At 65.3% G+C, this 19924-nt stretch carries 17 protein-coding genes; 10 read left to right on the top strand and 7 right to left on the bottom strand.

Features of this window, described 5'->3' with window-relative positions; all coding sequences use genetic code 11:
• Window positions 1–142 precede the first annotated feature (142 nt).
• Window positions 143–1069: a YihY/virulence factor BrkB family protein gene (locus tag GRB80_RS03440; RefSeq protein WP_161422545.1), complete on the top strand. Its 927-nt coding sequence runs from the start codon at window positions 143–145 to the stop codon at window positions 1067–1069.
• A gap of 30 nt (window positions 1070–1099) precedes the next feature.
• Here the strand turns inward: GRB80_RS03440 and GRB80_RS03435 are convergent, their stop codons facing one another.
• The 4 genes from GRB80_RS03435 to GRB80_RS03420 form a co-directional block, all read right to left on the bottom strand.
• The gene (locus GRB80_RS03435; RefSeq protein ID WP_161422544.1) at window positions 1100–2533 is read right to left on the bottom strand and encodes a phospholipase D family protein; all 1434 of its coding nucleotides are present in this window, start codon (window positions 2531–2533) and stop codon (window positions 1100–1102) included.
• A 175-nt stretch (window positions 2534–2708) separates the two neighbouring features.
• The gene (locus GRB80_RS03430; RefSeq protein ID WP_161422543.1) at window positions 2709–4238 is read right to left on the bottom strand and encodes a tripartite tricarboxylate transporter permease; all 1530 of its coding nucleotides are present in this window, start codon (window positions 4236–4238) and stop codon (window positions 2709–2711) included.
• The gene (locus tag GRB80_RS03425; protein ID WP_202597156.1) at window positions 4238–4684 is read right to left on the bottom strand and encodes a tripartite tricarboxylate transporter TctB family protein; all 447 of its coding nucleotides are present in this window, start codon (window positions 4682–4684) and stop codon (window positions 4238–4240) included. Before GRB80_RS03425 ends, GRB80_RS03430 begins: the two co-directional genes overlap by 1 nt.
• A gap of 5 nt (window positions 4685–4689) precedes the next feature.
• The gene (locus tag GRB80_RS03420; protein WP_161422542.1) at window positions 4690–5676 is read right to left on the bottom strand and encodes a Bug family tripartite tricarboxylate transporter substrate binding protein; all 987 of its coding nucleotides are present in this window, start codon (window positions 5674–5676) and stop codon (window positions 4690–4692) included.
• Between the two features lie 251 nt (window positions 5677–5927).
• Between GRB80_RS03420 and GRB80_RS03415 the strand changes: the two genes are divergently transcribed.
• Genes GRB80_RS03415 through GRB80_RS03400 form a run of 4 tightly spaced genes read left to right on the top strand, consistent with a single transcriptional unit; the run spans window position 5928 to window position 9677 of the window.
• Window positions 5928–6542, top strand: a complete 615-nt coding sequence (locus GRB80_RS03415; protein ID WP_132042412.1) for a helix-turn-helix domain-containing protein — start codon at window positions 5928–5930, stop codon at window positions 6540–6542.
• The gene (locus GRB80_RS03410; protein ID WP_161422541.1) at window positions 6539–7204 is read left to right on the top strand and encodes a response regulator transcription factor; all 666 of its coding nucleotides are present in this window, start codon (window positions 6539–6541) and stop codon (window positions 7202–7204) included. The genes GRB80_RS03415 and GRB80_RS03410 overlap by 4 nt, the downstream gene beginning before the upstream one ends.
• Entirely contained in the window at window positions 7201–8574 is a 1374-nt protein-coding gene (locus GRB80_RS03405; protein WP_161422540.1) for a sensor histidine kinase, read from the top strand. Before GRB80_RS03410 ends, GRB80_RS03405 begins: the two co-directional genes overlap by 4 nt.
• Entirely contained in the window at window positions 8571–9677 is a 1107-nt protein-coding gene (locus GRB80_RS03400; RefSeq protein ID WP_240721692.1) for an ABC transporter substrate-binding protein, read from the top strand. The genes GRB80_RS03405 and GRB80_RS03400 overlap by 4 nt, the downstream gene beginning before the upstream one ends.
• Window positions 9678–9700: 23 nt before the next feature.
• Here GRB80_RS03400 and cobA read toward each other — a convergent pair whose 3' ends face one another.
• Together cobA and GRB80_RS03390 are read right to left on the bottom strand one after the other, a co-directional pair.
• Entirely contained in the window at window positions 9701–10528 is an 828-nt protein-coding gene (gene cobA / locus GRB80_RS03395; protein WP_161422539.1) for a uroporphyrinogen-III C-methyltransferase, read from the bottom strand.
• A 146-nt stretch (window positions 10529–10674) separates the two neighbouring features.
• The gene (locus GRB80_RS03390) at window positions 10675–12132 is read right to left on the bottom strand and encodes a sodium-dependent transporter (protein ID WP_161422538.1); all 1458 of its coding nucleotides are present in this window, start codon (window positions 12130–12132) and stop codon (window positions 10675–10677) included.
• Window positions 12133–12268: 136 nt separating this feature from the next.
• Here GRB80_RS03390 and cfa point away from each other — a divergent pair, with 136 nt between their 5' ends.
• The 5 genes from cfa (at window position 12269) to GRB80_RS03365 (ending at window position 18861) form a co-directional block, all read left to right on the top strand.
• Window positions 12269–13420 (top strand): cyclopropane fatty acyl phospholipid synthase, encoded by a 1152-nt coding sequence (gene cfa, locus GRB80_RS03385; RefSeq protein WP_161422537.1) that lies wholly within the window; start codon window positions 12269–12271, stop codon window positions 13418–13420.
• Window positions 13421–13564: 144 nt separating this feature from the next.
• The gene (locus GRB80_RS03380; RefSeq protein WP_161422536.1) at window positions 13565–15538 is read left to right on the top strand and encodes a RecQ family ATP-dependent DNA helicase; all 1974 of its coding nucleotides are present in this window, start codon (window positions 13565–13567) and stop codon (window positions 15536–15538) included.
• 58 nt (window positions 15539–15596) lie between these two features.
• Entirely contained in the window at window positions 15597–15935 is a 339-nt protein-coding gene (locus GRB80_RS03375; protein WP_161422535.1) for a 4a-hydroxytetrahydrobiopterin dehydratase, read from the top strand.
• The gene (locus GRB80_RS03370; protein ID WP_161422534.1) at window positions 15936–17123 is read left to right on the top strand and encodes an amino acid aminotransferase; all 1188 of its coding nucleotides are present in this window, start codon (window positions 15936–15938) and stop codon (window positions 17121–17123) included.
• Between the two features lie 217 nt (window positions 17124–17340).
• Complete coding sequence (locus GRB80_RS03365) at window positions 17341–18861, top strand: NCS2 family permease (protein ID WP_161422533.1); 1521 nt, start codon at window positions 17341–17343, stop codon at window positions 18859–18861.
• Between the two features lie 79 nt (window positions 18862–18940).
• Here GRB80_RS03365 and GRB80_RS03360 read toward each other — a convergent pair whose 3' ends face one another.
• A complete protein-coding gene (locus GRB80_RS03360) occupies window positions 18941–19888 on the bottom strand; it encodes a Nudix family hydrolase (protein WP_161424220.1) in 948 nt (315 codons plus the stop codon).
• Window positions 19889–19924: the final 36 nt, after the last annotated feature.

Raw genomic sequence — 19924 nt, 5'->3', positions numbered from 1 at the left:
TCCACCGCATTATGCGGCCTCCACTAGCACACCGCCATGCGCATTCCCCGCAAGAGATGCAGGGTTGACTCCGAAATGTCGCGTTGACGACAGATGGCCGAGCGGGCGTATGATGAGGTAACTGCCGCGGATCGCCATGCCGATGACACCCCCCTCACCTGCACACTCCCCTGCCCTCACTCTGCTTCCGCGGGTCACACGCTTCTTGTGGCGGGTACTCTGTGCCTTTCTGCGCAACCGCGGGGTGCTGCTCGCCGGCGGGGTAGGCTATAACATCCTGCTCTCCATTGTTCCGCTGTTTGCCCTGCTGGTGGTGCTGCTGGCCGAGGTGGTCGACAAGGCGCACCTGCTGGAGGTGCTCTCGATCCAGGCCCGCCACCTGGCACCGGCCCACGCCGAGGTGCTGCTGGAAGCGGTGCGTGCCCTACTCGAGTCTCGCGAGGTAATCGGCCTGCTGGGCTTTCCTGTCCTGCTGCTGTTCAGCTCGTTCGCCTTCCGCATGCTCGAGGATGCCCTGGCGATCATCTTCCACGCCCCGGACTCCCAGCATCAGGGAAGGAGCGTCTGGGTCTCGGTACTGCTCCCCTACGCCTTTATGGTGGTGCTGGGGGCGGGATTGCTGGCACTCACGCTGGTGGTCAGCCTGGTCAGCGGTCTCAACACCCTGACACTGGCATTGACGGGACACGGTCTGCCCCTGGCCGGGCTCTCCGAGCCACTACTCAACCTGACAAGCTTCGTCGGGGTGTTCCTGCTGTTCAGCGCCATCTACAAGGTGCTCCCGGTCGTCAGGATCGCCCTGCGTCGTGCCCTGATAGGGGGCTTCGTGGCCGCCCTGCTATGGGAGGGCGTTCGCCTGCTGCTGGTCTACTACTTCGCCAATCTCTCGTTCGTCAACGCCGTTTACGGCTCCCTGGCCACCCTGATCGTGGTACTGCTGAGCCTGGAGGTCGGCGCGATCATCCTGCTGCTGGGTGCCCAGGTGATCGCCGAGCTGGAGCGCAATGCCCGTCTCGGCCTGCCCTGGCACCTGGATGCTCGTCGCCAGGCCGTCACCCATGTGGACTGATGACTAGCGAGGCGATGCCTGTCGCCGATGCTAGAAGGTGGATAGCCCCGTCGCCTCCATGGCACGGTAGCGCAGACGCTGCCACAGCGGCGCCTTGTCGAAGGCGCCAAACGGCTCGCTGGTGGTACGCTCGGGCGAACTGTTCCAGCGCTCATCGAAGAAGGCCCCGGCCTCCTGGAGAGCCGACGTATCGGCCGGCCCCACCAAGCGCACACTGGTCTCGAGGTTGAGATTATCCAGGTTGCGTCGCGTGAAGTTGGCCGAGCCCAGAATCAGCTCGCCCTGACCGCCGCCGGCGGGACGACGCAGCAGTAACTTGGTGTGACACTGCTCGCCATGCGTCACGCACCAGCGCACCTCCACCCCCTGCCGATGCAGCTCGAGGGCCACCGGCCGATTGGGAATCCCCCCCTTCTCGATGCCGAAGGCGTCGCGATTGGGATCGAGCAGCACCCTCACCCGCACGCCACGGCTTTTCGCCTGCACCAGTGCCTCGATCACCCCGCGGTGGGCCAGATAGAACACCGCCACGTCGAGGCGGTCATCGGGGTCACTGGCCGAAATGGCGGCCAGCAGGGCATCGCGAATCGCCCCCTCGGTCAGCAACTGCACTCCAGCCCCGGCCGCCGGCGACGGGGATGCCGGGCCGGGTGCGGGGTCGGCCAGGGTGACACCCGACCAGGACGCCACGCTCCGCTCACTGGACAGCAGATCCAGTGCTGCCGCCCCCTGGAAGGCCAGCGCCACATTGCCGTGCAGGCTGCTGGCATCATGGGGATTGGCCGAGGTCACCAGCCCCGCCCACTCTTCGCCACGATCCACCACCAGCGTCTTGCGATGATTGGCATTGAAGTTGAGCAGGGCCAGATAGCTGCGCAGGGTGACGCGCCCGGGCCCCAGCACATTGGGCAGCCAGCCGTCATCGACACGATTGCCAAACCAACGCGGACCCAGGTGCCAGAGCCCGGACCAGAGCGGATTGGAAGCACGCAGTCGGGCCAGATCGGTCTCGACCACCTGCACCCCTGCCTGACGCAGGCGCTCGAAGTGATCGAGCGCGAGGCCGCCGTAGAGGGTGTTGAGCGGGTCGGTGATCACCACGGCATCGAGCTCGGGGTAGTCACGTTTCTGCTCGATCAGCGCCTGGGTCAATTGCGCCGAGAGGGGGCGGAACGTCGCGCCGGAGGCACTCCCGGCGAAGTCATTGAACAGGAACATGTCTGCCACCACCAGCCGACGTGCCTGCCCGATCAACGCCAGTGCCTCATCGAAGATGGCCTGGTCGAGATGGCGCCTGCCTTGGGCGTCATACCAGGTGCGGTCGGCCAGAAAACGTACCTGTTCGGCGGGGCGCTCGGGAAATGCCATGCCAACACCTTCGGGGAGTGGCTTGGCGCGCTGCCAGACTCCCATGCCGCCCCACGCCAGCACCAGCACCAGCACCGCCAGAAACCATAGCCCCATGCGTCGCGCCCTCGTCCTGACCATCTACCGTCCCCATCGATGAATCACTCTCTGCTGATGCTCGGACCAACATACCCGTGTACAAGGAAAAGCGCAGTGCGCGAGCCATGCCCCTCGCATGACAGAGCGGGGCGCCGACCGAGTCGACGCCCCGCTTCGCCATCCTCGAGAAGGCTCAGTCCCCTTCGGGATTGCCGGAAGATGCCGATGCGACCCCCATGCGTCGACGCAGCAGAGGGCCAACGACATAGGGAAGAATCAGCCCCAGACCGGCGAACGCCCATAGGCCGATGGCCAGGCCGCTGTCCCACAGCACGGCCCAGTCACCGTCGGAGATATCCATGGCGTGGCGCAGGTTCTTCTCCATCTCCGGCCCCAGCAGCAGGCCGAGGATGATTGGCACCAGCGGGATCTCCAGCTTGCGGAAGAGGTAGCCGGCGACGCCGAAGGCCACCATGAAGTAGAGATCGAAGGTGGTGTTGCTGATCGAGTAGATGCCCACGAAGGCGATCATGGTCACCACCGGCAGCAGGAACATCGGCGGCACCGAGAGCAGCTTCACGAAGATACCCACCAGCGGAATGTTCAACAACAGCAGAAGGAAGTTGCCGATAAGCAGCGCCGCGATCACCCCCCAGACGATGTCGGCGTTCTGGGTGAACATCAACGGACCGGGGGTGATGTTCAGCGAGATCAGCAGCGCCAGCAGTACCGCCGTGGTACCGCTTCCCGGCACCCCCAGCGTCAGCATGGGCACCAGCGCACCGCTGGAGGCCCCGTTGTTGCCGGCTTCGGGGCCGGCCACGCCGCGCGGGTCACCCTGGCCGAAATAGCCCTTCTTGCCGACCACCTTCTTCTCGAGGGTATAGCCGATAAAGCTGCCCAGCGACGCCCCAGCCCCCGGGAGCACCCCCGCGATAAATCCCAGCACACCGCCCCTGAGGCTCGACGGGAGGATATTGCGGATATCGGCCCACTTCAGCGACAGCTTGTTGACGACCATCTTCTCCTTGCCGCCGCCGGCCTTCTCCTCGATGAAGAACAGCAACTCGGAGATGGCAAACAGGCCGACGATGGCGATGATGAAGTCCACCCCTTCGTAGAGTTCCAGCACACCGAAGGTATAGCGCTGCACGCCGGTGTTATCGATGCCCACCGTCGCGATCATCAGGCCTATGCAGGCCGCCACCACTGTCTTCATGGGGTTCTTGCCGGTGATCCCCCCCAGGGTGGCAAACGCCAGCAGAAACAGCGCGAAATACTCCGCGGGGCCGAAGGTCAAGGCAAACCGCGCCAGCAGCGGCGCCAGCAGGATCAGGCCGATGGTGGCGATCAGGCTACCGATGAACGACGCCACCGCAGAGATTGCCAGCGCCTCGGCGGCCTTGCCCTGACGGGCCATGGGGTAGCCATCCAGGCAGGTCATCATCGCCGGTTCGTCGCCGGGGATATTGAGCAGGATCGAGGAGATCCGTCCACCATACATGGCCCCGGCGTAGACCGCGGTCAGCATGATAAGTGCCGTTTCGGGCGCCAGCCCCAGGCTGAAGGCCAGCGGGATCAGAATCGCGACCCCGTTGGCTGGCCCCAGGCCCGGTAGGGCACCGATCAGGGTGCCCAGGAAGGCGCCGAGCAGTGCGAACATCAGATTATGCGGCGCCAGGGCTACCCCGAAGCCGTCGATCAGATAGCCGAGGGTCTCCATCAACTCACCTCCAGGAAAGAGAGCAGCCCCAACGGCAAGGCCAGGTCGAGGGCAAAGTTGAACAGCAGAAACACGCCCACCCCGGAGGCCGCCCCGGTGATGAAGGCGCGCAGCGGGGCGCTGCCCATCCGCCAGCACAGGGTACCCACCGCCAGGGTGGTGCTGAGGATAAAGCCCAGTGGCTGCAGCAGCGCCGCATAGAGCACCAGCACCACCACCGCAATCACCAGCTCCAGGCCGGTGCGACTCCAGGGCCAGGCGTTGTCGGGATCGGGGCGCACGATGAGATAGAGGCTGGAGAGAACCAGCACCACCGAGAGCAGCAGCGGGAAGGTTTCGGGCCCCACCGCCTCGCTGCCGCCGAAGGGCGCCGGAAGCTGAGTGGCACCCCAGCCGTACGCGACGGCCAGGGTGATCAGCAGAATGCCGAAGATGCGATCGTTCATGGTACTCACTGGATCAGCCCGATGTCCTTGGAGAGCTGCTCGATATCGGCGATCTGCTCCTTGACGAAGGTCTCGAACTCCTCGGCGGTCATATGGAACGGCATCAGGCCATTGCTGACCATCAGCTCCTTCCACTGCTCGCTCTCATAGATGGTATCCATGGCCTCGAGCCAGTACTCACGGGACGCGTCGGAGATATCGGCGGGCATGTAGAAGCCGCGCCAGTTAGGGCCAAGGGCGTCGATGCCCTGCTCCCGGGCGGTGGGGATGCCGCTGAACTCGCCGGGCAGACGTTCCTCGGCGAGCACGGCCAGCACGCGCAGGTCACCGGATTCCATAAAGCCCTGAGCCTCGGAGATATCGCCGGTAAAGGCATCGACGTGGCCGCCGACCACCTGGGTCATCGCCTCTCCCCCATTGTTGTAGGAGAGGTAGGGAATTCGGGGAAGCTCATCGACACCGGCGGCATCGGCGGCGATCAGCACCTTCAGATGGTCCCAGCCGCCCTTGGCGCTGCCCCCGGCGAACTTGACGCTGCGGGGATCCTCGTCGATCGCCGCCATCAGGGCCGGCAGATCCTGGTACTCGGAGTCCGCCGCCACCGCGATCACGCCGTAGTCGGCGCCCAGCGCCCCGATCCAGTTGACCATGTCGGCGTCCATGCCCGGAAACTGGCCCTGGGCCAGGCGGGTCGTGGTGGCGGTCGAGGCCGCCACCAGCAGCTGCTCGTCACCGGCACGCTTGCTCACCACATGGGCATAGGCCACACCACCGCCGGCCCCCGCCATATTGATGGTCTGAACGTTACCGGGCACCAGGTCCAGGTCCTGCAGGACATTGCCCACGCTGCGGCAGGTGAAGTCCCAGCCGCCACCGGGATCCGCGGGCGCGATGCACTCCACCTTGCCCTCGGGTTCGAACGCCATGGCACTTCCGGCGCCGACGGTCAGTGCGGCGACGGCGGCGAGGCTGAGCGACGTCTTGATCAACATGAAGGTGTCCCCTTTATTGTGTCGGGTGAAAGCAAGAGCAGGCGTCTTGCTGGGTACTGCCACTTGCCGGGTTCAGTCATCTGGCTTACAATTCTGTAAGGCAGAACTTCATTCTTCAGAGTAGAAACCTAGTGGGCACCACACGAGGCGTCAACACCGCTCGGGTGGATTGCGACCAAAGTACGACGCCGCCAGGCGCTGCCCCCCCAACACCCCGCATGGCGATGCCGTCCCTCAAGGAGATTTCGAGTATGGCGCAGGATCGCGTGGAAGCCGTCGAGCGCGCCTTGACGGTACTGGAAGCCTTCGACGGAGAGCGCACCACCATGAGCCTCGCCGAACTGGCCCAGGCCACCGGCTTCTACAAGAGCACCCTGCTGCGCCTACTCGGCTCGTTGGCCCGCTTCGACTACGTGCGCCGCGGTAGCGATGGCCTCTGGCAACTGGGCGACAGCCCCGGGCGGCTGGCACGCCGACAGGCGCCCGCCCAACGACTCGCCGCCCGGGTCCAGCCACTCCTCGATGAGATGGCCAGGGAGCTCGGCGAGACGGCCTCGCTGCTGGAGCAGGTCGGAGAGACGGTCGAGTGCCGCCTCGCCTCCCTGCCCGCCACTCCGCTGCGTCATGACCTGCATCCGGGCATGGGGTGGCCCCTGGACCCCAGCATGCCGCCCTGCCTCGCCTTCGCCGGCGGCGTCATGGTCACTCAACCACTGCCCGAACTACCGGGCGTACCCCGGCGCTGGCTGGCCCTCTCGGGGCCGACGGGGCGCCTGAACAGCAACGAGGCCTCCCAGGCCCTGGCTCGGGCCGCCAATAGCCTGGAGTGTCGACCGCGAGGGGTCGACGCCGAGGAGATGTCATGAAGCTGCTGCTGGTGGAGGACGATACCCTGCTGGCCGACTCCCTGTTGGAGCTGCTGCGTGGCGAGGGTCACCGGGTCGATCACCTGAGCGATGGCAATGCGGCACTGGCGCGTCTAGCGACCGTCGGCCACGGCCTCGATCTGGTGCTGCTCGACCTCAATCTGCCCGGCGCAGGAGGCCTCGAGGTGCTGGAGGCACTGCGCCGCCATGACCGGCAGACACCGGTGCTGATATTGACCGCTCGCGGCGCCGTGGCCGATCGTGTCCGCGGCCTCGATCTGGGCGCCGATGACTATCTGGGAAAACCCTTTGCCCTGGATGAGCTGGAGGCTCGAGTACGGGCCCTGCTGCGTCGCCATGCCCGCACCACTCGCCTGACGCTGGGGCCGCTCGAGCTCGACGCCACCACCCTCGGCTTCACCCTAGGCGGCGAGCCCTTTCCGCTGCCGCCCAGGGAACAGCGGCTGCTGGCCTGCCTGCTTCGCCATGCCGGTGAACCGGTGGAGAAGTCCCGACTCGCCGAGGAGGCCTTCGGCGGTGAGTCGATGGGTGACAACGCCATCGAGGTCTATGTGCACCGCCTGCGAAAACGCCTCCCCACCGGGCAGCTCTCCCTCAGAACGGTACGCGGCGTGGGCTACCTTCTGGAAGCCGGGTCGTGACGCTCGCCCACAGCCTGTATGGACGCCTGCTCGCCTGGCTGGCCCTGCCGCTGCTGACACTGGGCGCCCTGCTGCTGCTGCAGGCCTGGCTGGAGGCCAGGGCCACCGCCGACCGTGCCTATGACCGTCTGCTCGACGCCTCCAGCCTGGCCATCGCCGAGCAGGTGCAGTGGCAGGATGGGCGGCTCTGGCTCGACCTGCCCCCCGCGGCCCTGGAGATGCTCGCGGGTGATGCCCAGGAGCGTGTCTTCTACAGCCTGGTCGACCAGCAGGGCCGGCACATCACCGGCAATGCCAAGCTGCCTGCCATCACCGACACCCACGACACCGATGACGCCCCCCTGTTCTATCGTGATATCACCTGGCAGGAGCTGCGTCTGCGCCTGGGGATTCGTCAATCGCACCTCGAGGGCTGGCGCAGCAAGGAGCGGTTCGAGGTCAGGGTTGCCCACACCCGCGAAGGACGTGTCGCCCTGCGCCTCGAGCTGCTGCGCGGCAACCTGGCGGGCATCCTGGGCATGGGGGCACTGGCGATAGCGACCCTGCTGATGGCCGTGCGCGGAGCGCTGAAGCCGCTGACGCGCCTGCGCAAGGCGATCCGTACTCGGGACCCCCGCACGCTGGCCCCACTGGAGCTGGAGCTGCCCCGGGAGCTCGCCGAGCTGCGCGAGGCACTCAATGACCTGCTGGCGCGGATGCGGCGGGTGCGCGCCAACCAGGAGCGTTTCATCGGTGATGCGTCACACCAGCTGCGCACCCCCCTGGCCGGCATCTCGGCGCGTGCGGAGCTGGCCCTGCGCCAAACGCAACCCGAGCAGTGGCACACCGCCCTGGAAGCGATCCACGCCGCCGGCGAACGGAGCGCACGGCTCGCCATGCAACTCTTGTCGCTGACCCGCCTCGACAACCCCGAACAGCGCCCCGAGCTCACTCCCCTGGACCTCAACGACTGCGTACGCCAGGCGGTACGCGCGCACTGGGTAGCCTGCCACCAGGCGGGTGTCGACCTCGGTGCCGACTGCTCCGCGTCACCGGTCTTGGTTGCGGCGAGCGACTGGCAGCTGCAGGAAGCCCTGACCAATCTTATCGACAACTCCCGCCGCTATGGCGCTCGTCGTATCACCCTCGGCGTACTGAGCCACCCTCCCCGGCTCTTCATCGAGGATGACGGCCCGGGCATTTCGGCCGAGCAGCGACTGGCGGTATTGCGCCCCTTCCATAGTGGCCGCGACGACGGTGAGGGCTCGGGGCTGGGACTCGCCATCGTCGACGGCATTGCCCACAAGCATGGCGCGAGACTCTCGCTAAGCGAGGGTGAAGCGGGCCGCGGCCTGCGGGTGGAGCTGGACTTTCCGGAGACAGCATCGTGAACCGTCATTTACTCGTCCGAGGCTTGTTCCTTGCTCTGCTTTACCTGCTGCCATTTCATGCTCACGCCGCCCAGACCCTGCACCTGACCGCAAGCGACGACGCCGCACCACGACAGCCGCTGGTGATTCACGCTGCCCTCGACCTGCCCCAGGCGCGACCGCTGCTGGACGCCTTCCAGCGACGCCACCCAGAGGTCGATATCACCTATCGAAACCTGACGACCCTGGCGCTGAATGAACGCTTCCTGTCACATCCCGGTGAGGCCGATGTGATGATCTCCTCGGCCATGCCCTGGCAGTTCGCGCTGGCCAACGCCGGCCATGCCCGCCCTCTACGCGCCCATATTCCCGGCGACTGGCCGACGTGGGCACACTGGCGTCGCGAGCTGGTCGCCTTCACCTTCGAGCCCATCGTCATGGTCGTGCACCGTGAACTGGCGCAGATCGGTGCCACGCCGCGCAATCATGCCGACCTGCTGGAGCTGCTGGACACACATCCCGAGGCACTGGCGGGCCGGGTGGCCACCTATGATCCGACAAGCAGCGGCGCAGGCTATGCCTACGCCATGGAAGAGTCGCGACTCTCGCCGCGCTACTGGGACCTGGTGGCTGCCCTGGGCAACGTCGACGCCCAGCTGGTCGAGACCACCTCGCAGATGCTCGATGGTCTTCAGGATGGCCGCTTCCTGATCGGCTACAACCTCCTGGGCAGCTACGCCACTCCCGTCGTCGAGGATGACCCTGACCTCATGCTGATCATCCCCGATGACTACACCCTGGTAACCCAGCGACTGGCCTTCGTTCCACGCCAGGCCCCGAATCCGGCCAGCGCCAGCCTGTTCATGAGCTTTCTGCTCAGCCTGGAGGGGCAGCGCACCCTGGCAGACGCCACCACCTTAGGCGCCCTCCACCCCGCCATGAGCGGCCCGGGAACCGCCACCCAGTTGCGGGAGCGTTTCGGTGATGCCCTGCGCCCTCCCGACCTGGGGCCCGGCCTGCTCGCCGGCCTCGACAGGCTCAAGCGCCAGGCCCTGCTGGCTCGATGGCAACGCGAATTTCGGCGAACCCTCGGCAATGCCGAAAACCCCAAAAATGACGAATAGGCCAAGGAGCGCACGATTCTCGATCAGGGACGCCGCCGAGCGGTCTCCCATCCGGCGGTAACGGCCATCGTGGGCTCGAACCAGTCAAGGCGATCATGCAGAGCCACCACGCCGCCGACGATGATCAGGGTGGGTGGCTGCAGGCCACCAGCGGCAAGGACTTCCGGCAGCCCCGCAAGACTTCCCCGGTGCACGCGCTGGCGGGCGGTGGAGCCCTGCTCGATCAAGGCCACCGGCGTCTCCTCGGGCAGGCCATGGACGACCAGTTGATGACAGATCTCGGGCAGGCTATGCAGCCCCATATAGAACACCAGGGTCTGCCCGGGACTCGCCAGTGCCGGCCAGTCCAGCTCGGCACTCCCGTTCTTCAGATGACCGGTGATGAAACGTACCGACTGGGCGTGGTCGCGGTGGGTCAGCGGAATACCCGCATAGGCTGCACATCCCGAGGCCGCGGTGATGCCGGGTATCACCTCGAAGTCGATGCCGGCCGCCGCCAGACTCTCGAGCTCCTCGCCGCCACGCCCGAAGATGAAAGGATCACCGCCCTTGAGTCGCACCACTCGCTTGCCCTGGCGCGCCCACTCCACCAGTGCCTGGTTGATCCCGGACTGGGGAAGACTATGATCGGAGCGTGCCTTGCCCACATACAGCCGCCGTGCCAAGGGGTTGGCCATGGCCAGCACTTCGGCACTCACCAGGCGGTCATGGAGGATCACCTCGGCCGCCTCGAGGCGCCGGAGCGCCTTGATCGTCAACAGCTCCGGGTCGCCGGGTCCGGCACCCACCAGGCTGACACGACCGTCGGGCCGGGGAGCCCGGTCGGAGGTTAGCGGCGGCTCTTGCTTCATATTCCTTAACACCCATAAATTAACCGTATTTTATTCCACAAAGTAATTTATGAGGCAGGCATTTTCTACTTATCGTTCGACACAAGCATATAACCGCAAGGAGAAGAGCCCCCGGAGCCGACGGCCAGGCGACCGGGAGCCCTGTATCAGCTATTAAGCGAGCGCCTGAGCCGAGGGCTGACCAGCTCCCCGACCAGGGCGAGCACCAGCAGCATAGCCAGCAGCCAGGGCCAGTGAACCGCGAATTCCACGCTGACGATGCCCAGGGCATCGACGAAGATCATCAGGATGCCAAGCGGGCTGACGTAGCGCACCATGAACAGCCACAGGACATACCCGGGCGACGCCAGCCCCAGCTCCTCCCGCATGGGCGCGGCACGCAGAACGAAACCCGCCAGCAGTGCCGTGCCCAGGCCGCCCAGCGGCATCAGCCAGCGCGAGGTCAGGTAGTCGAGCCAGTCGAATAGGTGGCGGCCCGCCAGCGTCCAGTCCGCTCCAACATTGAAGGACAACATCGCCAGTGTGCTGATGACCCAGAGCACGATGCCCGCCCCCCAGGCCGCGGCTCGCCGCGAAAGCCCATGACGGTCGCAGAGCCAGGAAACGGTGGCCTCCACCATGGAGATCGACGAGGTCAAGGCCGCCATGGAGAGCATAACGAAGAACAGCACCCCGAACAGGGTGCCCAACGGCATGGACTGAAATGCCAGGGGCAGGCTCATGAAGATCAGTCCGGGACCCTCGCCGGGATCCATGCCATTGGCGAAGATCGCCGGGAAGATCGCGAGCCCTGCCATCAGCGCCACCAGGGTGTCGGCCACCGCCACCGTCAGCGTGGTACGTGCAATGGAAGCCTCTGCCGGCAGGTAGCTGCCGTAGGTAAGAATGGCACCGGAGGCCAGTGACAGGGTAAAGAAGGCATGGCCCAGCGCCGCCAGCAATCCTTCACTCGAGAGCGAACCGGCGTCGAAGACAAACAGGAAGCGCAGGGCGTCGGTAAAGCCGCCGGAGAAGACGCCGTAGACGATCAGCACCAGCAACATCACCACCATGCCGGGCATCATCCAGCCGACGCTCTTCTCGATGCCACCCTGGACCCCCTTGCCGACGATGACCATGGTGATCACCGTCACCAGGGTGCTCCACAGGCCGAGACTCCAGGGACTGGCATTGTTGGCCGCGAAGATGGCCACCATATCGTCGACGCTGCCGGCGGCCAAGCCACCGCTGAGCATCTTCCAGAGATAGGCGAATGACCAGCCGGCCACGACCACATAGAAGCAGAGGATCAGGAAGCCGCAAAGCATCGCCATCCAGCCCAGCAGCGACCAGCTGCTCGACCGCCCCGATTCGGCGGCCGTCCGGCGTATCGCATCGACCGGGCTGCCTCGCCCCCGGCGACCCAGCGCAATCTCGGCCATCATCACGGGCATTCCGACCGCCAGAATGCAGGCCAGGTAGACCAGCACGAAGGCACCGCCACCATACTCGCCGGTCATGTAGGGGAATTTCCAGATATTGCCCAGGCCCACCGCGGAACCGGTAGCCGCCAGCACGAAGCCCCAGCGGCCCAGCCACTGAATGCGGGGTTGCGTCGTCGTCATATCATGCCCATCGCTTAATAAGGTGTCGCCACCACGCCCCAAGGCTGTGGCAAAGCCGGTTATTGTGCCGGATTTTTCCCTCGCTCACAGGCTCGACTATGCTCTATACGCGAGACCATGGGATGCGGAGCCAGCCATGACCAGTGACCCTCGAATCAGACCCACCGCCCTCCCCGATACCCGTGCCCGCCGAGTCATCGAACAGCTACTCGACGGCTCGGGCGTCACCCTCAACGGTGACGCGCCTCAAGATCTGCGGATCTATCACCCGGACTTCTTCTCCCGGGTACTGCACCAGGGCACCCTAGGGCTCGGTGAGGCCTATATGGATGGCTGGTGGGAGTGCGAGCGCATCGACGAGATGGCCTATCGACTGCTTCGCCACGGCCTCGGCGATCGTGCCCACACCCCATCGGAGCGCCTGATGTATCGCCTCCAGTCGGGATTTTTCAATCTGCAGAGCAAGGCTCGCGCCTATATCGTCGGCGAGGCCCACTACGACCTCGGCAACGACCTGTTCGAACGCATGCTCGACCCCACCATGTGCTACTCCTGTGGCTACTGGAAGGCGGCAGACTCACTGTACGAGGCGCAGCGCGCCAAGCTCGAGCTTGCCTGCCGCAAGCTCGAACTGGCTCCCGGCATGCGGGTGCTCGATATCGGATGTGGCTGGGGCAGCTTCGCCGAGCATGCCGCACGCCACCACGGCGTCGAGGTCACCGGCATCACCATCTCCCGGGAACAGGCAAGTCTGGCCGAGGAGCGCTGCTCCGGGCTGCCGGTGTGCATCGAGCTGATGGACTATCGTGACCTGACGGGACGTTTCGATCGCATCGTCTCCATCGGCATGTTCGAGCATGTAGGCCATCGTAACTATCCCACCTACTTCGCCACCGTGGAACGGCTACTGGAGGCAGAGGGTCTCTTCCTGCTGCACACGATCGGCTCCAATCACTCCGAGATCAGCGCCGACCCCTGGGTCAACAGGTATATCTTTCCCAATGGCGTGCTGCCCTCGGCGATGCACATCGCCAGTGCCAGCGAACCGCACCTGCTGATGGAGGACTGGCAAAACTTCGGCCCCGACTACGACCGCACCCTGATGGCCTGGCTGGCCAATGTCGACGACCACTGGCACGAGATTGCCGACCGCTACAACGAGCGTACCCGACGGATGTTCCGCTACTACCTCGCGGTGTGCGCCGGCGCCTTCCGGGCACGCCATCTTCAGCTCTGGCAAATCGCCTTCACCCGGGACCGCATGGCGCGCTATGACGCCCCGAGGTGATTCACCAGCCTTGCCAAGAGTGTCTCCCAACTTCTCCCTGCCATCAGGGCTCCTGAGAACCTTTCCGCAGTGGTCGAGGGGACGAGGCGCCTGCCGAGAGGCTATACTTGGCGGCCCGTCAGCACTCGCAGGGAGTGGCACTCAATGGTCCAGCAAACACTCCGGCAAGTCTTCGGCTACGACGATTTTCGTCCCGGCCAGCGGCCTGTGATCGAGGCCGTGATGGCCGGCCGCTCGGCGGCGGCCATCTTCCCCACCGGCTCGGGAAAGTCGCTCTGCTATCAGCTTCCCGCTCTGCACCTGCCCCATCTTACCCTGGTGATCTCGCCACTGCTGGCACTGATGCAGGACCAGCTTGCCTTCCTGAACCGTTATGGCATTGCCGCTGCCAGCATCGAATCGGGGCAGAGCCGCGATGAGGCCGCGGCGGTGATGGCAGCAGTCGAGCGTGGCGAGATACGCATCCTGATGATCTCGGTGGAGCGCCTCAAGAACGAACGCTTCCGCGCCTTCATTCGCCGAGTGCCGATATCGTTGATGGTGGTCGACGAGGCGCACTGTATCTCCGAATGGGGCCACAACTTTCGTCCCGACTACCTCAAGCTGCCCGACTACCAGCGGGAGTTCGCGATTCCCCAGGCACTGCTGCTCACTGCCACGGCCACCCCCAGGGTGATCGATGACATGTGCGAACGCTTCGCCATCGCGGCAGGCGACGTCACCGCAACCGGCTTCTATCGCGAGAACCTGGACCTGACGGTGGCCCCGGTCCCCGCGGATTCGCGCCCTCGGGCGCTGGCGAGCTGGCTGCAGCAACAACGCGTGCAGCAACAATGTGGCGACGGCTCACCCTTCCCCACCATCATCTATGTCACCCTGCAACAGACCGCCGAGCGCCTGGCCGCCTACCTGGGCAAGGCCGGCATCAGCGCCACCGCCTACCACGCCGGTCTGGATGCCGAGAAACGCGAGGCGATCCAGCGCGACTTCATGTCCGGCCACAGTGACTGCATCGTCGCCACCATCGCCTTCGGCATGGGCATCGACAAGGCCGACATCCGTGCGGTCGTGCACTTCGACCTGCCCAAGTCGATCGAGAACTACAGTCAGGAGATCGGCCGAGCCGGACGCGACGGCAGGCCCTCCAGCTGCCTGATGCTGGCCGGTCACGACACCCTGGGGGTGCTGGAGACCTTCGTCTACGGAGACACCCCGGAGCATCACGGCATCCGCCGCGTCATCGATGAGCTGCAGGGTGCGGGGCCTTGCTGGGAGCTGACGCTCAACACCCTCTCCCAACACGCCAATATACGACCGCTACCACTCAAGACCCTGCTGGTACAACTTGAACTGCGTGGCATCATTCGCCCACGACACGCCTATTTCGCCGACTACCGTTTCAAGCTGCTGTGCGAGCCCGATAACCTGGTGGCCCGCTTCCAGGGCGAGCGCCAGGCCTTCGTACAGGCGATCCTCGATGCTTCCCACAAGGCCCGCACCTGGCACGACCTGGACTTCACCCGCCTGGAGGCGCTGGGCCGGGAGCGCGACCTGGATACCACCCGCAGCCGGGTCATCACCGCGCTTGACTACTTCGTCGACAAGGGCTGGCTCGAGCTGCAGAGCCGCCAGCTTACCGAGGTCTTCGAGGTACTGAGTCCCGATATAGACCCCCAGGCGCTGACCAACGAGCTCCATGACGACTTTCGCGACAAGGAAACCACCGAGATCGCCCGCCTGCATGCCATGCTCGAACTCTTCGAGAGCGAGCGCTGCCTGAGCCGTCGCCTGGCCGAGTGGTTCGGCGATGGCCGGACCCCCGAGCATTGCGGCCACTGTTCGGCATGCCGTGGCCAACCCGCGCGACTCCCCCAGGGGCCCGAGCGTGAACCGCTGTCGAGCCACAAGCCAGACGCGCTGCTCGGCGAGCTCCGTCAACGCCTGGTCGATCAGGGGGACGATCACCCCGTGACGCCGGACCTTCTGGCACGCTTTCTATGCGGCATCACCACTCCTCTTTTCACCCGGATCAAGGCCAGGCAGCTGCCGGGATTCGGCGCCCTCGAGGGCTACCCCTATGCCGATGTGCGCGACTGGGTCTCGCACCGCGCGGCTTGACGGCCTGGCGCTGGTGCACGACCTTGCGAAGTGAACCATCGTTCCTGGAGGAGACGCCATGAGCCAGCTTTCTCAACAGGCCTGCGAGGCCTGCCGCAGCGACGCGCCACGGGTTACCGAAGAGGAGATCGAGAGGCTCGGCGCCGAGCTGCCCGAGTGGCGGATCGTCGAGCGCGATGGCATCATGAAGCTCGAGCGGGTCTTTACCTTTTCCGATTTCCAGCAGGCACTGGCCTTCACCCAGCGTGTCGGCGAGCTCGCCGGACAGGCGAATCATCACCCGGCCCTGCTGACCGAATGGGGCCGGGTCACCGTGACCTGGTGGTCACACAAGATCAAGGGCCTGCACCGCAACGACTTCATTCTTGCCGCCAGAACCGACGAGGTAGCGAAATAAATGTTCGAACACATTGAGCGGGTTCCCGGGGATGCCATCCTCGGTCTGATCGAGGCCTTCAAGAAGGACACCAACCCTCAGAAGGTCGATCTCGGCGTCGGCGTCTACAAGGATGCCCAGGGCACGACCCCGGTGATGCGCGCCGTCAAGGAAGCCGAGGCCCTGCTGCTCAAGAACGAGACCACCAAGACCTACATCGGCTCGCACGGCGCGCCGGCGTACGGCCAGGCGGTGCTGCCCATGGTGCTGGGCGAGGGGTCGCCGGTACTCGAGGCCGGTCGTGCCAGCGCGACCCAGTCGCCCGGCGGCACCGGCGCCCTGCGGCTGGCGGCGGACTTTATCGCCAACCAGCTGCCCGGCAAGGACGTCTGGGTCAGCGATCCGACCTGGCCGAACCACCTGGGCATCTTCCCGGCCGCCGGCCTGACGCTGCACAAGTACCCCTATGTGGATGCCGAGAACCGGCTGGACTTCGACGGCATGCTCGGCGCGCTCAAGCAGATTCCGGATGGCGACGTGGTGCTGCTGCACGCCTGCTGCCACAACCCCACCGGTTTCGACCTGTCCCGGGACCAGTGGCAGCAGGTGCTGGAAGTCGTTCGCGAGCGCAATCTGCTGCCACTGATCGACTTCGCCTACCAGGGCTTCGGCGAGGGCCTGGACGAGGATGCCTACGGCGTTCGCCTGCTGGCCGAGAACCTCGATGAGGTGATCATCACCAGCTCCTGCTCCAAGAACTTCGGCATCTACTGCGAGCGTACCGGCTGCCTTATCATGGTCGCCAGGAACGCCGAGCAGATGGAGAACGTGCGCTCACAGGTCGCCATCGTGGCCCGCGAGAACTACTCCAACCCGCCGTCCCATGGCGGCGCCATCGTCAGCGAGATCCTGCACTCCGCAGAGCTCGCCGCACTCTGGCGTGAGGAGCTCACCGAGATGCGTGATCGCATCAACACCCTGCGCCGGGATTTCGTCGAGGCCCTCAAACCCTACGGCCTGGACGAGAAGTACGCCTGTGTGGCCGAACAGCGCGGCATGTTCAGCTACACCGGCCTGACGCCGGAACAGGTCGACCGTCTGCGCGACGAGTTCGGCATCTACATGGTGCGCTCCGGCCGCGCCAACGTGGCCGGCTTCTCCCATGAGAACCTGTCCTACCTGGCCAAGGCGATCGCGGCGGTCAACTGATCGACACCACCTCAGCCAGTTCAGACGCCCGGGCCCTGCCCGGGCGTCTGCATTTCGGGTAGACTTCGCGCCTTCGATATCCATCGACTCGATAGCCGCCGGGGCCCGGGGCGCCGCGTGGCGTCCGTGGAACGATCGAACTTGACCAGTCAGTCAGATACAAACGAAACTGCTCTTCGGCCCTGTTCCAATAATCCGATAACCCAGAGGCTTCCCCATGGCGGCTCCCCCCGTACATCACTCGGTCCATTACCCCTGGTACAAGAAGGAGGACACCGACGCCTTCTTCGCCCTGTTCCAGAACAATATCGCCAACTTCGTGATCATCGCCATCACCATGCTTGGCATGGACTTTCCGGCGTCGATCGTCTTCGGCCAGGTGCTGCCCGGTGCCGCCGTGGCGGTGATGGTCGGCAACTTCTACTACGCCTGGAGCGCGGCACGCCTGGCGCGCAAGGAGAACCGTGCCGATGTCACCGCGCTCTCCTACGGCATCTCCACCCCGGTGATGTTCGTCTTCCTGTTCGGCGTGCTGCTGCCCGCCAAGCAGCTCACCGGCGATGCCGAACTGGCCTGGAAGGTGGCGGTGGCCGCCTGCTTCATCAGCGGGGCGATCGAGGCGATCATCAGCCTGATCGGCCGCTGGGTCCAGCACCATCTACCCCGAGCCGCCATGCTGGGCGCCGTGGCGGGGGTGGCGCTGACCTTCATCGCCGGCGAGATGCTGTTCAAGACCCTGGAGATGCCGGTGATCGGCCTGCTGGTGCTGGCGATCATCATCGTCGGCCTGGTGGCCAGGGTGGCGATGCCTCTGCGACTGCCCACCTCGCTGTTCGCCATCGTGGTGGGAACCGCCATGGCCTACCTGATCGGGGATGCGGGTGGCGAGCGCTTCAGCGATGCCTTCACCCATCTCGGCTTCTATCCGCTACTGCCCAACCTGGCCTGGCTGGAGGGGCTGGGGCTACTGTTCACCGGCATGCTGGCGGTGCTTACCGTGGTGCTACCGATCACCCTGTACAACGCCATCGAGACCATGAATAACGTCGAGGCCATGGAGGCCGCCGGCGACAAGTATGATGTGCGCGAGTGCCAGGCGGTGGATGGCGTGGGCACCATGCTCGGCGCCCTGTTCGGTGGCGTCTTTCCCACCACCGTCTATATCGCCACGGTGGGCGCCAAGTGGATGGGCGCTGGCCGCGGCTACAGCCTCCTCAACGGTGCCGTCTACGCCCTGGCTACCATGTTCGGCCTGATCGCCGCCCTCGCCGCCATCATTCCGGTATCGGTGGTCGCCCCCATCCTGGTATTCGTCGGCATGTCGATGATCGCCACCGCCTTCCAGTCCAACGACACCCGCTACTATCCGGCGGTGGCGCTGGCCATGCTGCCCTACTTTGCCAACTACGTGATGACTCGCTTCAACCGCGCCGCCGAGGAAACCGTGTCCGGCATCTCCAGTGGGGTGGTTCCCCTGGGCCAGGGCGCCATGTTCACGGCAATCCTCCTCGGTGCCATGACCGTGTCGGTGATCGACCACCAGTTCCGCCGCGCCGCCGCCTTCGCCGCCGTGGCCGCGGGTTTCTCCTTCGTGGGGCTGATGCACGCGCCGAAGCTCGCCATCAATGCGGCGGGAGACTATACCCTCGGCTACCTGGTGATGGGCGTCCTGTTCCTCTACTTCGCCTGGCAGGAGCAACGCCAGGCGGCGAACCGCCCCGCCACCCCGGGTCGCTGAGCGTCCCCCCCCCCAAACGACTCGCCCCGCCAGATGGCGGGGCGAGTCGTTCATGATGGCAAAGGCTCCGGGGACGATATCACTTCCAGAAGTCGCGAATCGATGCGACCCCCTGAGCCCCGACAGCGCGCGCATGGTTGGCATCATGACGTGTCATGCCACCCAGCGCGAAGACGGGCATGGTGGCACGCTCCACCAGCTCCTGAAAGTCATGCCAGCCCACGGGCGGCACATCGGGGTGCGACGGCGTGGTACGTAGCGGCGAGAGGGTCACGAAGTCACAACCGAGCCTGCCAGCCTGAACGAGCTGTTCGCGATCATGGGTGGAGGCAGAGAGCCACTTGCCCTCGGCGATGGGGCGGCGCTCCAACTGCATCAGGCGCTCACTGGTCAGGTGGACACCGTCGGCATCCACCGCCTCGAGCAGCTCGGGGTCTGCATTGAGCATCAGACGGGCACCGTACTGCCGGCAGCGTGCCAGCGCCGATTCCGCGCGAGCCAGGTAGGCAGCCCTGTCCAGCTGCTTGGCGCGCAGCTGCACCAGGCGTACCCCATCCTCCACCAGGGCGCGTTCGAGACGTTCGTCGAACAGCGCCTCATCCTCTTCCTCGCCGGTGATAAGGTACTCGGTGGGCAGCATTACCGCGCGCAGGATCGGCAGATTGGCCGCCGGGAAGGGGTAATTGACCAGCTCCTCCATGGGTACCCAGCGCACTGCCTGGCCCTCGCGACCGAAGGGTTCACCGGAGAAGTCATGGACCTGCCAGACATCCAGCAGGATATGCTTGTCGGGATACTCATGGTGGATGCGGATCAAGGGTTGAGCTCTCCGGATCTCGATGCCCAGCTCCTCGTGAAGCTCGCGCTTAAGCCCACCCAGGCCCGTTTCATAGGGCGCCAGCTTGCCGCCGGGAAACTCCCAGAGGCCACCATGATCGACATTGCTGGGGCGGCGCGCTATGAGCACCTCGCTGCCATCGGCGCTGATGATGGCCGCCGCCGCCACATGCACCCGTCTCTTTACCATTGCGTTCATTCGCTCTTCCAACGTATCCGCGCACGG

This window comes from Halomonas icarae (assembly GCF_009901955.1).
GTDB classification, from domain to species: domain Bacteria; phylum Pseudomonadota; class Gammaproteobacteria; order Pseudomonadales; family Halomonadaceae; genus Halomonas; species Halomonas icarae.
Note: the sequence above shows the minus strand (reverse complement) of the source record. Positions and strands in the feature narration are given on the sequence as shown.

Excerpts from the sequence above, each read along its gene's own strand:
- GRB80_RS03420 (WP_161422542.1), bottom strand. The coding sequence starts at position 5,676 with ATGTTGATCAAGACGTCGCTCAGCCTCGCCGCCGTCGCCGCACTGACC.
- GRB80_RS03390 (WP_161422538.1), bottom strand. The coding sequence starts at position 12,132 with ATGACGACGACGCAACCCCGCATTCAGTGGCTGGGCCGCTGGGGCTTC.
- GRB80_RS03365 (WP_161422533.1), top strand. The coding sequence starts at position 17,341 with ATGGCGGCTCCCCCCGTACATCACTCGGTCCATTACCCCTGGTACAAG.
- GRB80_RS03360 (WP_161424220.1), bottom strand. The coding sequence starts at position 19,888 with ATGGTAAAGAGACGGGTGCATGTGGCGGCGGCGGCCATCATCAGCGCC.
- GRB80_RS03425 (WP_202597156.1), bottom strand. The coding sequence starts at position 4,684 with ATGAACGATCGCATCTTCGGCATTCTGCTGATCACCCTGGCCGTCGCG.
- GRB80_RS03415 (WP_132042412.1), top strand. The coding sequence starts at position 5,928 with ATGGCGCAGGATCGCGTGGAAGCCGTCGAGCGCGCCTTGACGGTACTG.
- GRB80_RS03410 (WP_161422541.1), top strand. The coding sequence starts at position 6,539 with ATGAAGCTGCTGCTGGTGGAGGACGATACCCTGCTGGCCGACTCCCTG.
- GRB80_RS03430 (WP_161422543.1), bottom strand. The coding sequence starts at position 4,238 with ATGGAGACCCTCGGCTATCTGATCGACGGCTTCGGGGTAGCCCTGGCG.
- GRB80_RS03380 (WP_161422536.1), top strand. The coding sequence starts at position 13,565 with ATGGTCCAGCAAACACTCCGGCAAGTCTTCGGCTACGACGATTTTCGT.
- GRB80_RS03440 (WP_161422545.1), top strand. The coding sequence starts at position 143 with ATGACACCCCCCTCACCTGCACACTCCCCTGCCCTCACTCTGCTTCCG.
- cfa (WP_161422537.1), top strand. The coding sequence starts at position 12,269 with ATGACCAGTGACCCTCGAATCAGACCCACCGCCCTCCCCGATACCCGT.
- GRB80_RS03375 (WP_161422535.1), top strand. The coding sequence starts at position 15,597 with ATGAGCCAGCTTTCTCAACAGGCCTGCGAGGCCTGCCGCAGCGACGCG.
- GRB80_RS03370 (WP_161422534.1), top strand. The coding sequence starts at position 15,936 with ATGTTCGAACACATTGAGCGGGTTCCCGGGGATGCCATCCTCGGTCTG.
- cobA (WP_161422539.1), bottom strand. The coding sequence starts at position 10,528 with ATGAAGCAAGAGCCGCCGCTAACCTCCGACCGGGCTCCCCGGCCCGAC.
- GRB80_RS03435 (WP_161422544.1), bottom strand. The coding sequence starts at position 2,533 with ATGGGGCTATGGTTTCTGGCGGTGCTGGTGCTGGTGCTGGCGTGGGGC.